This window comes from Paenibacillus xylanexedens (assembly GCF_001908275.1).
Lineage (GTDB): Bacteria > Bacillota > Bacilli > Paenibacillales > Paenibacillaceae > Paenibacillus > Paenibacillus xylanexedens_A.
This window is the reverse complement of record NZ_CP018620.1, coordinates 1,321,190-1,335,633: the sequence shown is the minus strand read 5'-3', so window position 1 is coordinate 1,335,633 and position 14,444 is coordinate 1,321,190. Positions and strand designations below refer to the sequence as shown.

Genomic DNA, 14,444 nt, shown 5'->3' with positions numbered 1-14,444 from the left:
CCATAATGCAAAATCACGATGGGTAAATGCCTGTTGCTCAAGCTTCCTTATGCTTCTTGGGCAGGAACCCGAACAACATACGCAGGGATACTCCTTTGGGTTTGCGTTTTCTTCCCTGAAAACTGCGCAGATTGGTTACGAGTTCACGATCCCGCTCCTCTTCCAGCTTCTCGTTCATCCATAGACGCTGTTTTTCCATCTGTTCCTGAAGAGCCATATGTGTATCAGCCAGATGCTGAAGGGTCAGCTCCAGTTCATCGACCCGCTGTTGCAGCAGCTGTACCCGATCATCCTGCTGTTGTTCCACGGCACCATAAGTCACCTCACTTACCAGTTGCCCCAGACCTTCATAGGATCTCAGATTACCCATTATTTCAGGTTCTTCAGGGAATACGGATGACATGACTGTCGCTGCACATTCCGTCTCTGACAGACCTTCAATTCCCACCACCGGGACATCTACTTCTACTACAGCTACAGGTACTTCTGGAGCCAATACAGTCACCACAGCATCAGCCAGGGGTAGATTATGCTCTCTGAGTTCAGTCATCAGCCGTTCAATGCACTCGATGTCGTCGGACTTGAATAGTCTGGATTTGTTGGCTGACCGTTCGAACCGGTATCCCTGTTCTTCCAGTGCAGCCGCATATTTACGAAGAGTACTGGCACCTATGCCCAGGCTCTTGGCCGTTTCCGTCGTTGCTCCTGCTTCTTCAATCATCATTAATTCCCTCCCGGAATGAAGTCTTTTGGGAATCAATTTCATAATACCTTTAGTGAGTTATGAAATTGATTCTTGGATAAAAACATTATGGCTTCAGCGTTCCTTTTTTTGGAACCGTCATCGGATCGGGGCAACCTGTCTCATGGATCAAGTATGCTTATCTTTTGCTTGTCCGTATGTATTCGTCAGCTTCTCGGCAGATCCCTTTGGCGGTTTTGTTCTGTTTCTGCGGATTCCTAAGAAGTTTTGTCAGGTATATGATCCGCATAAATAACCCCCAATCCGACAACGAGCATGAATGCTGTCATGTCGAATGACACAGGTGCAAACGCCGTCAAATCATAAGATTATGAATTATTCATGTCAATTTTGTTAACTCCTTTACTCCAATACGCTCCCGCGATAGCGGATATCATTGCTGCGCAGCTTTTTCGTGTGTTATCTTATGTAACGTAGAAGTACATTCCGGCATAAAATAAAGGACTATACTTAACATAGGACGCGTAAGTCAGGATAAATATCAATGTAATGGGGGCTGAACGGCAGTGTTAGGCAAATCAGGTAAAGTAGCGGTCATCGGGGCGGGTCTTGTCGGTTCGAGTTGTGCGTATTCCATGATTAATCAATCGATATGCAGGGAAATTATGATGGTGGACCGGACGTATGACCGTGCTGTAGCACAGGCATTGGATTTTTCCCATTGTATGGACTTCACACATAACCGCACCAAGGTATATGCAGGCACGTACGCCGATTGTGGCAATATGGATGTTATTATCTTAACTGCCGGGGCGAATCCCAAGCCAGGACAGACACGGCTGGATATTCTGGAGGAAGCGGAATCGATTGCCAAAGACATCGTGGTCCCGATCATGAACAGTGGATTTAACGGGATTTTTGTCGTCGCTGCTAATCCGGTTGACATAGTAACTTATATGGTATGGAAATTATCTGGTCTTCCGCGTGAGCATGTCATCGGTACAGGCACGTCCATTGACTCTTCAAGGCTCAAAACACTGCTGTCTGAAGTCTTCTCCATCGATCCACGCAGTGTGCATGGTTATGCTCTCGGAGAGCATGGAGAATCCCAGTTCGTCGCCTGGTCCCATGTGACCATCGGTGGCAAACCGATTATGCACATCATGGATCAGCACAAGGAGCGCTTCAAACATCTGGATCTGGAGGATATTGCACGCAAAACAAAGGATGCCGGCTGGGAAATCTTCACTCGCAAAGGCTCTACCCAATTCGGGATCGGCAACGCCCTCGCGCATATCACCCGTTCCATCCTCAATGATGAACACAAGATCATCGCCGTATCGGCTATTCTGGACGGAGAGTACGAGCAACATAACGTCTGCGTCGGTGTTCCTGCAATCATCGGTGGCAATGGCATTCAGGAGATTATCGAATTGAATCTGGATGCAACGGAACGTGAGAAATTCAATAGCTCCTGTGAAATCCTATCTGGTAATATCAATCGTCTGACACTGGTATAAGCCATTCGTGTACAACTCCACTTTATATGCTTCGGCTCAACTTCAAAAGCCTGCCAACGCAAACATGCCAATAACACTCCATCAGTAGAGGATTATTGGCATGTTTGCGTTTATTATTTTTCACAGCCAGATGAATCAATTTCATAATTGATTTGAGTAGTTGTTCATTTTGTTGCAAGCTGAGGTTCGTCCCTTGGCCCCCATTGCTGTAACACCCGCTTCAACTCACTCAGCATAACCGGTTTGCTAATAAAGTCACGCATACCAATCTCCAGACAAGCTTCCTTATCTTCACGTTTGGCATTGCCTGTAACTGCGATGATTGGAGGTATGCGATCCTGTGGAATTAGGCGGTGTAAAAGGTCTGTCGCCTTCAGTCCATCCATCACAGGCATATGAATATCCATCAGGACAATATCATAAGCATTCTGAGAGATGGCATCAATTGCCTCCACACCATTGGTACATACATCTGCGTGGTATCCGAGCTTCTCCAGATATTCTCGCAAAATCTTCCGGTTCACCGGATGATCCTCCGCCACCAGAATACGCATGGCCACCTTATCACTTTGACGTGTGCGATCATGATGGAACTGACTTGCTGTCTGTTCTGCCGAAGCATCTACACTCGCCGCAGGAACAGCAAACCGGAAGGTTGAGCCTTCCCCTTCTATACTCTCGACACTGATACTGCCTCCCATGATCTCCACGAGTCGCTTGGAGATCACCAGTCCCAGTCCGGTACCACCATACTTCCGGTTAATCACCGGGTGTAGTTGAGAGAAAGACTGAAACAACTGATCCAGCTTGTCAGCGGGGATGCCAATTCCCGTATCTTGTACCGCAAAATCAAGAACACTGTCTTCAGGCTTTCTGCCCTTGATAATATCCACGGCAACCTCAATGCTTCCCTGATCTGTGAACTTGAGCGCATTGCCAACCAAGTTCACCAGAATCTGCCGGATACGCATGGCATCACCGACCATGAACTCAGGGATGCTCGGATTGAGACGATATCTGATCTCCAGATGTTTCTCATCTGCACGCGGTTTAAACAGTTCGGCAACCTGTTCCAACATCTTGCGTAATGCAAATGGTTCATAAGCCAGTGCCATTTTCCCGGATTCCAGCTTACTGAAGTCCAAAATATCATTAAGAATGTTCAGCAGAGCATCGCCGCTGTCTCGAATAATCTCGGCATATTCACGCTGTTCTTCCGATAAATCGGTACCGATCAACAATTCTGTCATACCCACGATCCCATTCATCGGTGTCCGGATCTCATGGCTAACCATCGACAGAAATTCCGACTTGGCCTGAGCTGCCAGCTCAGCTGTCTCTTTGGCACGTACAATTTCACGTTCGCCAGTCACATCATTGAACACAACCACAGCGCCCTGAATCTGTCCCTGTTCAATAATCGGCGTCACCTGATACTGCACCAGAAAGCTGCTGCCATCTTTACGCCAGAACACATCTTCCTTGATTGAACGTATCTGTCCATCCAACACGGTCATGTGAATCGGGCATTCTTCTTGTGGCAAATGACTTCCGTCTGCACGGGTGTGGTGGATGATGGGATGTGAGTTTTTGCCAATGAATTCTTTCGCCTCATAACCGAACATCGAAGCTGCTGCTGGATTCATAAACATGGTGATTCCATCCGCATCCAAACCAAATATTCCTTCCGTAACCGTGTTGAGAATCAGCTCATGTTGCTTGCTGAGCTCCTGAATCCGTTCCATGTATTCCTTGCGCTCGGTAATATCGGACACGATCCCATAGACGCCCACCATTTCCTTATCCACAATAATGGGCACATTCGTAACAGATACTTCAATCTTCCGACCACTTGAATTGACGACTCGGGTCTCATAATATTGCGGTTCGCCTTGCTTCACCATGTCAAAATAATGTTTGCCATATTGCACTTCGCATTTATCCAGATTGGATAAAAAAGATTGGCCAATAAGCTTATTGCGCGGAATATCCAACATTTGCACCAGTTTGCTGTTCACTGCGCTGTATTTACCTTCCAGATTCAATGAATACACAGCTGCCGGGTTATGTTCGAACAACGATCTGTATCGCTGACGGCTTTCCCGAAGACGTCTTTCCGCATCCTTATGCTGGGTGATATCCCTGCTGATGCTAACAATCTGGACACTCTTGCCACGCTCTCCAGCAACAGGTTTCGCCAATGTCTCCATCCAGATATAATGTCCCTTCTTGTGCAACACACGCATCTTGCAGCCATTGCCGATCTTGGAAAGATCCATAGGGTCCGGATAATCTCCCGAATAACAATAATCCTTGAAGGACTTTCCTATGACTTCCTCCGGCTTATAACCCAGTAAGGTGTACACGGAAGGGGAAACGTATAACAACTCGCCATCCGTAGCACAAGTTGTAATCAGATCTTGTGCATGGTCAGCCAGCACCTGATATTTCTCCTGTGCCTCCTTAAGCTCACGTTGCACTTCCAGGATATCGGTAACATCTTTGGCAATGCCATAGATTCCGACAACTTCTTTTCCCTCCGTTATAGGCACATACGTTATCTCTGCCTGTTTCAGGGAACCATCTTTATGATAAAAAGTAATGGGATTACTGACTGAACGTCCAGCCAGTACCTCTTTAATGTATTGTTTGCGTGAATTTTCACTGTCCGGAGGACAGATCTCACTCTGATTCATACGAATCAAGTCATCCAGTGTATACCCAGATATCCGCTCTACCGAGGGATTAGCATCAATATAGTTTCCATGGATGTCCATTACATAAATGGCATCCGGATGGTTAAAAAACAGTGATTGGTAAGAACTTCCCTCAGAAATAATGCGCTTCAGGGTTTCCGTTTTATTAATATCCAAGGCTTACCCCTCTTTTCTCAGCCAATATCTTCATCTAACAGCAGGGATTAATTATCCCTTACAAAAATGGGCCTACCCTCGAATAACCATGTAAGCCTGCCTAGAAACAGCTTTTTTTATTTTACCAGATTCTCGTCTCATTTTGCTTACAATCTATGTTTCAATTCACATGATGTGTGAGGTAATACTTGGAATTTTGATTTACTTAGGAGGTGCCTGCAAAGGCAGACAAGTTATACAAGGATCAAATTAAGCCTCTAACAACCTTGAAGTTCAATTCCACGTCAGCTGATTCTGGCGGATGGCTAAACGATTTTCTAAAGAACCCAGGACATCTTATTTGGCGTCCATGTGCCCTTTTTAAATTTTAAGGAACATCAGACACGTTAATCCCCATAATCTCCTGTCATAAACACTGCAAACGGTTGTTTCATTGGTTATAACATGTCTCAGGTTCCTTAGATTGCTGAGATCACTTCAAATCCATGATTAAGACTCCTCAGATTCGTTAGCGAGTTGACCATTCATGATGGGTGGGTCAGACATTAGAAAAAATCCTCCTGAAGCATACATACAATAGAGCTTGCATGTTTTGCTTAAAGAGGATTTTGATCTACGATAACCAAGGGTGTAACGGATTATTCAGATTTCTTTTTTCGCAAAATACATCATGCCGATTCCAATGAAAATAACAGCACTGCCTCCAACAACCGCCAGCATTGTGATCAGTGGAACATTGTAGGCTCCGAAACCTGCACCGTCCACGGGTGTCATCAGAATCATCGGTTGTGCCCATGGATAATACGGCCCATATGTCGCAGAGTTTACAATGAGAATATTCGGTATGGTCAGTGCAAAATTCAGTGCGAGCGGTGCGGCAAAGCTGCTCCACATCAATGAAACGAACATCTGCAGGGCAGCCAGGGGTACACAGGCCAGCAACCCAAGTAGCAGTTTACTCGCCAAGAATCCCCATGGTACTGGCATCGTAATGCCGTGAATCATGCCTGCCAGCAGAATGGACATCAGCAACAATGCTTGCGTACCCGCCAGAAGCATGAGTACAATCGTCAGTTTACCTGCATATACACCTGAACGTGTGAGCGGTAAAACCAGCATCTGTTTCCACCCTCCACCTGCATGTTCAAAACGGCAGACAAAGGACGTAAACACACCAGTCAGCATCGGTAACAATAATAATCCGTGCAGGAAAACCATCGTGGTCATCAATACCTGCCAATTCCCCGAAGGCGTGGACAACAGTCCGATAAGCAGCGCAATGAGTGGACTCAGCAGAATCAGGAGCCATATGGGCGATTTGCCCATTTTCAATCGTTCAGCGGACAAAATTCGGAAGTACGTTGTCGCAAAGCTCATATCAGGCCACATCCTTCCGGCTAAAATGCATCATACCCAGCAACAGGATCAATAACCCTAGACCTGCCCCCATGCCTGCATACAGATATGAATTAGGTCCATTCCAAGCCATCTGCGCCCAAGCGAGTGGAAAGTTCGGTGAGATACTGAGTGCGAACATGCCGGTTATCGCGAGCACAATACCCAGGGTGACCGGAAGCGCCTGATTTTTGTTTACCATCGTGAGCCATAATTCCAGTGACAACACAGGAAGCGCACCAGCCAAAGGTAGCAGCCCCAGCTTGATCGCCTGCATCCAAGGGATCTCACTGGCATGGAATCCGAGGATCAGTCCCAGACCCACAATTCCTGCGGTTAGCAGCAGGCAGGAGATCACCAGCAGAACACAAGCAAGCAGGAACTTGGCTAAATACACGGCTGGTCTGGGAATGGGCATCGCGAGCAACTGTTTCCACGATCCCTGTTCATGCTCAACATTAGCGATCATGGAGCTGAGAATGGTTGCTCCCAGCATCAGAGACAAGGGCACAAAGACAACCACATTGCCCAATAATCCACCCCACAGGTTATCTGCATACTGCTCTTTCAGATAGTCCAGCCGTAAGCCAAAATTAAGCGCCTGCATCGCTGTCAATCCAAGAGGGGCCAGAAAGACAAGGAACCAGATCCCTTTCCCCCGAATCTTGAGCCAGTCCGACGATAATGCACGCCCGGTCATATGGAAGCCCCCTCGCCAATGACCCGCATGAACAGATCTTCCAGCGACTGACGCTGTTCCTCTACACGATACACATCATGATTCTGTTCAATTAATCGGCGCACAAGCAGTGCCACTGAACTGTTATCCATATAAGGGAACGTTAACGCAGCACCTTGTTGATGACCAAATTGTCCCTGTTCTTTTGCCAGCTTCATAGCCTCTTCCGGCTCGGAAACCGTTAACCGGATAGAACTACCCGTCTGACTATGCAGACTTGCGATAGTATCCTGAAGCACCATCTTGCCTTCACGGATAATACCAACGCGACTTGCCATCTGTTCGACTTCACTCAGCAAGTGGCTGGAAACCAGAACGGTAATGCCATGTTCCAGAGGCATACGTTTGATCAGTTCCCGAATCTCCTGAATACCGGCAGGATCAAGCCCATTCGTTGGTTCGTCCAGAATCAGTAGCTCCGGTTCACCCAGCAAAGCGCTGGCAATACCCAAACGTTGCTTCATCCCAAGGGAATACCCCTTCACTGAACGTTTAGCATCCTTGGTCAGATCTACAATGGACAGCACTTCAGCAATTCTTGATTTTGGTACATTGATGATGCGGCGCAAAGTTTCCAGATTCTCTACTGCGTTCAGATGTCCGTAATAGGACGGGTATTCGACCAAAGAGCCCACACGGCGCAGAATGTCCATGCGATCCTTGCGGATATCCTTGTCGAAGACACGGATCACGCCTTTGGTTGGTTTAATCAAGCCGAGAAGCATGCGAATCGTTGTTGTTTTGCCGGCGCCGTTGGGACCGAGGAAGCCGTAGATATCTCCCTTTTTAATATGCAGATCAAGTTCACGGACCGCTGCACGGTCCCGGTATGTTTTCCATAGATTAGCCGTTTGAATAATATTTTCACTCACTGTATGATCACCTCGGAACTATCGTAATCTTCCAAGGTTAAAGCCAAAGTAGTCTCCAGTTTAAGTTTAGTTTAAAAAAGCTATTTCAGCGTTTTGTTGTTTCCCTGTTTCCCCTTACCACTGTAGATATATGTCTGGACACCCGTATCGGAACTGTCTACCCGCTTGCGCAGACCCATCTCACGAATCAACAGGTCTACAATGGATAAGCCTAGACCTGTGCCTTTTGTGTTGGAATCCTGCTGCATTCCCGGACCCCGATCCTGAATAACGATGGCCGTCTCACCCTGAATCTCCTGAGTTGATATACCAATATATTTCCCGCTGTCGGCATGACGGATCACGTTTTGGAACAAATTATCAAGAATACGACGCACGCCCTGTTCATCCATATGCCAGATCAGCGGTTCCTCCGGGAGATCAATATCAATATCGAATTGCTCTTTCTCCCAGACCGGGTACCAGGCGGCCGCCGTTTCCCTGACAATACGCAGTATATCTTTCTCTTCCAGCTTCAGTGTATATTTCCCGCTCGTGAGCAAATTGTAGGATAACATGTTGTCGATGAGCCCGCTGAGGTCCTCCATTTTCGCTTCCATTCGATGTAATGAACGGTCACCTTGTTCGCTCAGCTCTTCCTTGTGCAAAGCATGCATATGTCCACGAATCACCGTTAGCGGGGTACGCAGATCGTGGGAAAGCCCCGCAATGAGACGTTTGCGCAATTGTTCCTCCTCGCGTTCACGGTGACGGCTGTCGGACAGTTGATGCACCATCTGATTGAAGGCTTCTTCCAGTTGACCGATCTCGTCTGACTGGCGGATATCTACCGGAAGCGGGAGGCCTTCCTTGCCTGTGGTCATCATGGCTGTCTGCAAACGAATAAGTCGTTTGCGAATGCGTGCGAAGAAGAGAATCGACATCATGATGAAGCTCAGAAAGATGATGGTCATTACAATGCCGAGATACAAAAGTTCCAGCAGCCCGTTACTGTGATTCATTTGCAGAAGTGATCTCGGCACTTCAATGATCATGAAGCCCTGTCCTCCGTCCTTTTCACCCCCGCCAATATATGAAACTACGGTCAACGGATCGCGAAAGGAAGCTTCTTTCATGAATTGCACGGTATTGTTCGCATTCCATTCGGCTGGAATTCGGGTCTCTGCCGTTTGCCCGGAATCCAGTGACCATCTCAATGTCGTGTCTGTCCTGCCATCCGGCGACGTGGATTTCAGAAACGTTACATCTTCACTACCGAGAATAAAGAGGGTCTCACCGCTCGCTTTCACACGATACATGGAAGCTTTGGGATACGAGCCATGTAATTGCTCCAACCGGGCCTTAATCTCTTCATCCGAAGCACCATCCAGGTTCTCCGCTTCAAGCGACCAGAGGTTACTGATCTGGGTAACGTCACCATAAGGTGCCGCTTGATTCATATTCGTGTTATTCACTACCACAACATATATGATGGACATGATCGGAAGAATGACGGGGACAAATAATACAGCCGCCAAGATCAGGATGATGTATCTGGACATCAAGGACCGCCCAAAGCGAAGCTTGCGCCGCCCGGATTGCTTTTGATCCATGCTTCGTTCTCCCTTCATGATCTTCCGTTCCCTGAACCACCGGATCATGGCTTCTTCACACGATATCCCACACCACGGACCGTCTGAATAACTACCGGATTGGCCGGATCAAGCTCCAGCTTTTCGCGTAGATGTCGAATATGTACCATTAAAGTTTTGTCCCCATCCAGATAGGGCTCGTTCCAGACGGCTTCATAGATCTGCTCTTTGGTTCGAATCATGCCCATATGTCGTAGCAGGTAGGCGAAGATGTGGAACTGTTTTCCCGATAAAATAATCTCATCTCCCGTCTCCTCATTGACGATCCGGTTGTCCTTCTCATAGATGGAGAGATGATCCAGTTTCAGGGCTGTATCCGATGAGACCGCTGTTCCTGCCTTACGCAGTTGTACTTCAATCCGGGCAGCCAGTTCATCGGGGTGAAATGGTTTGGTCACATAGTCATCGGCAAAATCAAGACCGTGCAACTTGTCGTCAATGGACGTTCTGGCCGAGAGCATGACAATGGGCACCGCGGGATGTTCTTTTTTCAGCCGCTGGCCCACCGTAAATCCATCCAGCCCCGGCAGCATGACATCCAGAATAATGAGTGAACAACCGACAGCAGCCTCCGCCGCGCCTTCACCACTGCCGAGCCACACCACCTCATAACCGCGTTCCTCCAGATCGGCTCTGACCCAAGTCGCAATTTCCGTATCGTCTTCAATATATAACAGTTTGGTTTTCATCCGAATATTCGTTTCCTTTCTGCCCCCATTGGGTTAATGATATATCTGAGCATCATCATGATAAAAGCTGTCTATAACATATGGATTCATGTCTTGTTGAAGTCTCGCGTTACCACACATGCTAATTATAGCTTATCCATTAACTTGGGTAACGTCATATCCATCAAGTCTACCAAGTACATACTAGTTCTACACCTGACGGGAGGAAATTCATTATGCTGCTGGAAGCCATCTATCATCAACCGAAACGAAACTGGGCCTATGCCTATGACCAAGATACAATCCACCTGCGCCTGCGTACCAAAAAGAATGATCTGACCGAGGTACATGCCCTGACCGGGGATAAATATGCGTGGGATGCAACCAAAGCGCTAGTTCCCTTAACCAAGTTTACCTCTGACTCCATGTTCGATTACTTCGAGGGTGAGGTGAAACCTCCCTACCGCCGACTGAAGTACTCTTTTCTGCTCAAAAACGGAGACGAACAGATCTGGATGACCGAAACGGACTTCCAGGAAAAAGAACCAGACGATCCGGGTCGTATGTTCCAGTTCCCTTATATTCATGCTGGAGCTGTATTCACACCCCCTGCGTGGGTTAAGGATGCGGTATTCTATCAGATTTTCCCTGAACGATTCGCCAACGGCAACCCGGATATTAGTCCGGAAAAGGTAGAGCCGTGGGGCGGCGAGCCAACACCTTTCAATTTCTTCGGCGGTGACCTTCAAGGCGTGATCGACCATCTGGATTACATCAGCGATCTTGGCATTAATGCGATCTACTTTACACCCATCTTCGAAGCCACCACCAATCACAAATACGATACCGAAGACTACCTGCGGGTAGATCGTCACTTCGGTGACGCAGATACCGTGAAACGACTGGTTGAGCTGTGCCATGCACGTGGAATTCGTGTACTTCTGGATGCTGTGTTCAACCATTCCGGGAAGACATTTGCGCCGTTTGTAGATGTACAGAAGAACGGAGAACAATCCAAATACAAGGACTGGTTCCATGTACATGAATACCCGCTGGAAGTGAAGGACGGCATTCCTACGTATGAGACCTTCGGATTCGAAGCGCACATGCCAAAGCTCAATACGGAGAATGCCGAGGTGAAGGCCTATCTGCTGGAGGTTGCCGAGTATTGGATCAAGGAAGTGGGTGCGGACGGCTGGCGGCTGGATGTGGCAGACGAAGTGGACGATGCATTCTGGCGTGATTTCCGCCGTGTAGTCAAAGCGGCTAATCCGGATGCCTATATTCTGGGCGAAGTATGGAACGAGTCTTCCTCCTGGCTGCAAGGTGACCAGTTCGATGCGTCCATGAACTATCCGTTTACCGATGCCGTGAATGCTTTCTTTGTGAAAAATACAATGCACGCCGAACAGTTCACAAACTCCATCGGGCGACAGTTATCCCGTTATCCGCTTCAGGCCAGCGAAGTGGCGTTTAACTTGCTGGACAGCCACGACACCCCGCGGCTGCTTACGCTGTGTGAAGGCGACCAACGCAAGATGAAGCTGGCTGCGTTATTCCAGTTCAGTTACATGGGTGCTCCGTGCATCTATTACGGAGATGAGATTGGCATGGACGGCGAACATGATCCGGGTTGCCGTAAATGCATGGAATGGGATGAAGCCAAGCAGGACCGAGAGCTGTTCGACTTTTATCAGAAACTGATCTCCCTGCGTCATGCTCATCCTGCCCTGCGTGCAGAAGGCACCGTTCGTTTCTTGCAGGCTCGTCCCGATGGCAGCCAACTGGTATTTGAGCGACAAAATGAGGAGGAACGCATTTTGGTTCTGTTTAACCGATCAGAAGAGACAGCTATTGTCGAGCTGGAGGCCGGTGACGAGGAATGGACCGAGTTATTCGGCGGAAACCATCGTACCGCCAAGGAAGATGGCGTACTCGCCATTGAACTGCCCGCGTATGGATATGCCGTACTAAGTACTAGTCTCACATAAATATCAAGTTATACTTGCTCATATGCAAGACAGAGTCCTCGTCATCGGAATATATCACCAAATAGGCGCTCCACAGATCTGTTCCTGATCTGTGGAGCGCCTATTTGATTTTGACGTTATTCATTATGACCATGGATTACTCTGGCTGAACCAGCTGTTCCTTCAGCAACTGGATGGTGGCCTCATATTGTACAAGCCCTACTTGCAGACACAGACGCTGTGCAGGCGAAATGTGTTCACCGAATTCTTCCATCTGGCGCTGAAGTTCAGCGTATAACATTTCCTTGCGCTTCAACTGGGTGGATATCCAACCCGTTACGGTATCTTCATCCGCCAACTCTCCGAAGTACAAACGCATCAGAAAATCAGAACGAAATACCTCAGCTTCCAAAGGACTCATTAAATAGGCGTGAAATTGCGCTGCTCCTTCAGGGGTCAATGAATACACGTTCTTATCAGGTTTCCCTTCCTGCTTCACCGATTCCTTAGTCAGTAATCCTGACTTTTCCATCTTCGCAAGTGTAGGATATATGGTGCCAAAGCTGGCATCAAAGAAAAATGAAAAATATTGTTCAAAGTACTGCTTGATCTCGTATCCGGAACTTGGCTGATTGTGCAGTATTCCGAGGATGACATGCTGCGTGTTCATCGGTGTACCGCTCCTTTCCATTCCCCTTAACGTATCACAATCAGTACCCCTTGTTCAATGTTCAGATGACGAAACGGTTGCTTTCAGAGCAACAGGCACAGCAGCAGTCTGGTCCTCCCTACGGGCTTCAGATCGTACCGGGCTGGAGCGTCTGATCCAGGTGCAAAGCGCACCCAGAGTCAGTGTTACACCACCGATTACGGCGAGCAACATCGCATCCCGGCCGATTCCGTTTCCTCCGAGCACAAGGTTCATCATCCCCTCTACCGCATAGGTCGCTGGCAGATAATGACCGATCCCTTGGTAGAAGTCAGGCATTACATCTCGCGGAATCGTTGATCCCGAGGACAGCATCAATAGAGGCAACAGCGCACTGTTTAACCAAGCCCCAGCATTGCCAAGCAACAGCAGGCTTAACTGAGCCATGAATAGAAAAGATATGGTGATTAGTAACTGAAACAGCCATAACATGAACCAACCGTCTGCTGATGATACCCCCATTATGTGCATCATACCCGATCCAACGAGCGAAACGATAAATGCCGCACCAAGATTAACGATGTTACGTGCCCAGAAGCGCTCCCATTTCCCTGCCCTTCCACTTAGTTCACCAGAAACCTTTTGCAGGTTCATACCAAGCAACATCGCTCCGGTAAACGTAGCCGTTACAATCAACATCGGTACCATGGAGAAAGCAAAATTATCAACAGGATTCAGTCGCTCCACCTCTGCCTCAACGCGTGAAGATAACCCTACCGCAAGCGCATCGGACTGATCGGCTGTCATACCGGACTGGTCCAGCACTCCGCGAATGCCATTCTCTTGTACTTCACGGTTCAACGTCGCTGTAACTTGTGCGGCTACGTTCTGCATCACACTTTTCACGGTAGCCACGTTTGATTCGTTCATCACATACTTCACTGTCATCGGTTTTGATAAGTCTTCTGCCTGTTGCATGAAACCTGATGGAATCTCAATAATCATGTACACATTCCGATCCGTTAACATCTGTCGTGCTTCTTGCATCGATTCAGATGGTTTGATCTCGAAATTCAGACCTGCCGCCAAAGACTTAGCCACTGGTTCAGCCGCTACCCCGTCTTCATTCACGATGGTGACAGCCAGCTCAGTCATTCTTTCGTTAACCTTATCGTATCCACTAAGCCAGATGATGTTAAAGAAAACCTGAAACAGTACAGCCGTAATTAAACCTACAATGGTGGCTCCGTTTTTCAAAAACAATAGACTCGTCTGGAAAATCCCTTTCATTCTATCCATCTCCTTTAATTTTGTTTCGCTCCTATATATATCGTATTGATATATGACAATTGTTAATATATCAATACGATATATATGTCGTCAATGTTTTTTTGTTTTTCTTCGTTGGAAAAAGACAAAAAAAG

General features: G+C 47.7%; 11 protein-coding genes. 2 read left to right on the top strand and 9 right to left on the bottom strand.

Annotated features, from left to right (window positions below; genetic code table 11):
* Positions 1–37 precede the first annotated feature (37 nt).
* Positions 38–724 (bottom strand): hypothetical protein, encoded by a 687-nt coding sequence (locus BS614_RS06060; protein WP_074093267.1) that lies wholly within the window; start codon positions 722–724, stop codon positions 38–40.
* Between the two features lie 545 nt (positions 725–1,269).
* Between BS614_RS06060 and BS614_RS06055 the strand changes: the two genes are divergently transcribed.
* On the top strand, positions 1,270–2,223 hold the full coding sequence (locus tag BS614_RS06055; RefSeq protein WP_074093266.1) for an L-lactate dehydrogenase: 954 nt from the start codon (positions 1,270–1,272) through the stop codon (positions 2,221–2,223).
* A 164-nt stretch (positions 2,224–2,387) separates the two neighbouring features.
* On the opposite strand, the gene BS614_RS06050 is transcribed toward BS614_RS06055, so the two are convergent.
* From BS614_RS06050 to BS614_RS06025, 6 genes are all read right to left on the bottom strand, one after another.
* Positions 2,388–5,096, bottom strand: a complete 2,709-nt coding sequence (locus BS614_RS06050) for a PAS domain S-box protein (protein ID WP_074093265.1) — start codon at positions 5,094–5,096, stop codon at positions 2,388–2,390.
* Between the two features lie 642 nt (positions 5,097–5,738).
* A complete protein-coding gene (locus tag BS614_RS06045; protein WP_074093264.1) occupies positions 5,739–6,473 on the bottom strand; it encodes an ABC transporter permease in 735 nt (244 codons plus the stop codon).
* Between the two features lies 1 nt (position 6,474).
* A complete protein-coding gene (locus tag BS614_RS06040; protein WP_074093263.1) occupies positions 6,475–7,191 on the bottom strand; it encodes an ABC transporter permease in 717 nt (238 codons plus the stop codon).
* Positions 7,188–8,102, bottom strand: a complete 915-nt coding sequence (locus tag BS614_RS06035) for an ABC transporter ATP-binding protein (protein WP_074093262.1) — start codon at positions 8,100–8,102, stop codon at positions 7,188–7,190. Before BS614_RS06035 ends, BS614_RS06040 begins: the two co-directional genes overlap by 4 nt.
* Before the next feature lie 80 nt (positions 8,103–8,182).
* Positions 8,183–9,694, bottom strand: a complete 1,512-nt coding sequence (locus BS614_RS06030) for a HAMP domain-containing sensor histidine kinase (RefSeq protein ID WP_157116029.1) — start codon at positions 9,692–9,694, stop codon at positions 8,183–8,185.
* Between the two features lie 44 nt (positions 9,695–9,738).
* The gene (locus tag BS614_RS06025; protein ID WP_017690959.1) at positions 9,739–10,422 is read right to left on the bottom strand and encodes a response regulator transcription factor; all 684 of its coding nucleotides are present in this window, start codon (positions 10,420–10,422) and stop codon (positions 9,739–9,741) included.
* A gap of 215 nt (positions 10,423–10,637) precedes the next feature.
* On the opposite strand from BS614_RS06025, the gene BS614_RS06020 reads away from it, so the two are divergent.
* Positions 10,638–12,392 (top strand): alpha-glycosidase, encoded by a 1,755-nt coding sequence (locus BS614_RS06020; RefSeq protein WP_074093261.1) that lies wholly within the window; start codon positions 10,638–10,640, stop codon positions 12,390–12,392.
* 136 nt (positions 12,393–12,528) lie between these two features.
* Here the strand turns inward: BS614_RS06020 and BS614_RS06015 are convergent, their stop codons facing one another.
* Together BS614_RS06015 and BS614_RS06010 are read right to left on the bottom strand one after the other, a co-directional pair.
* Entirely contained in the window at positions 12,529–13,041 is a 513-nt protein-coding gene (locus BS614_RS06015) for a PadR family transcriptional regulator (protein WP_074093260.1), read from the bottom strand.
* Positions 13,042–13,095: 54 nt separating this feature from the next.
* On the bottom strand, positions 13,096–14,310 hold the full coding sequence (locus BS614_RS06010; RefSeq protein ID WP_074093259.1) for a YhgE/Pip domain-containing protein: 1,215 nt from the start codon (positions 14,308–14,310) through the stop codon (positions 13,096–13,098).
* Positions 14,311–14,444 lie beyond the last annotated feature (134 nt).

Excerpts from the sequence above, each read along its gene's own strand:
- BS614_RS06010 (WP_074093259.1), bottom strand. The coding sequence starts at position 14,310 with ATGAAAGGGATTTTCCAGACGAGTCTATTGTTTTTGAAAAACGGAGCC.
- BS614_RS06045 (WP_074093264.1), bottom strand. The coding sequence starts at position 6,473 with ATGAGCTTTGCGACAACGTACTTCCGAATTTTGTCCGCTGAACGATTG.
- BS614_RS06025 (WP_017690959.1), bottom strand. The coding sequence starts at position 10,422 with ATGAAAACCAAACTGTTATATATTGAAGACGATACGGAAATTGCGACT.
- BS614_RS06060 (WP_074093267.1), bottom strand. The coding sequence starts at position 724 with ATGATGATTGAAGAAGCAGGAGCAACGACGGAAACGGCCAAGAGCCTG.
- BS614_RS06015 (WP_074093260.1), bottom strand. The coding sequence starts at position 13,041 with ATGAACACGCAGCATGTCATCCTCGGAATACTGCACAATCAGCCAAGT.
- BS614_RS06030 (WP_157116029.1), bottom strand. The coding sequence starts at position 9,694 with ATGGATCAAAAGCAATCCGGGCGGCGCAAGCTTCGCTTTGGGCGGTCC.
- BS614_RS06020 (WP_074093261.1), top strand. The coding sequence starts at position 10,638 with ATGCTGCTGGAAGCCATCTATCATCAACCGAAACGAAACTGGGCCTAT.
- BS614_RS06040 (WP_074093263.1), bottom strand. The coding sequence starts at position 7,191 with ATGACCGGGCGTGCATTATCGTCGGACTGGCTCAAGATTCGGGGGAAA.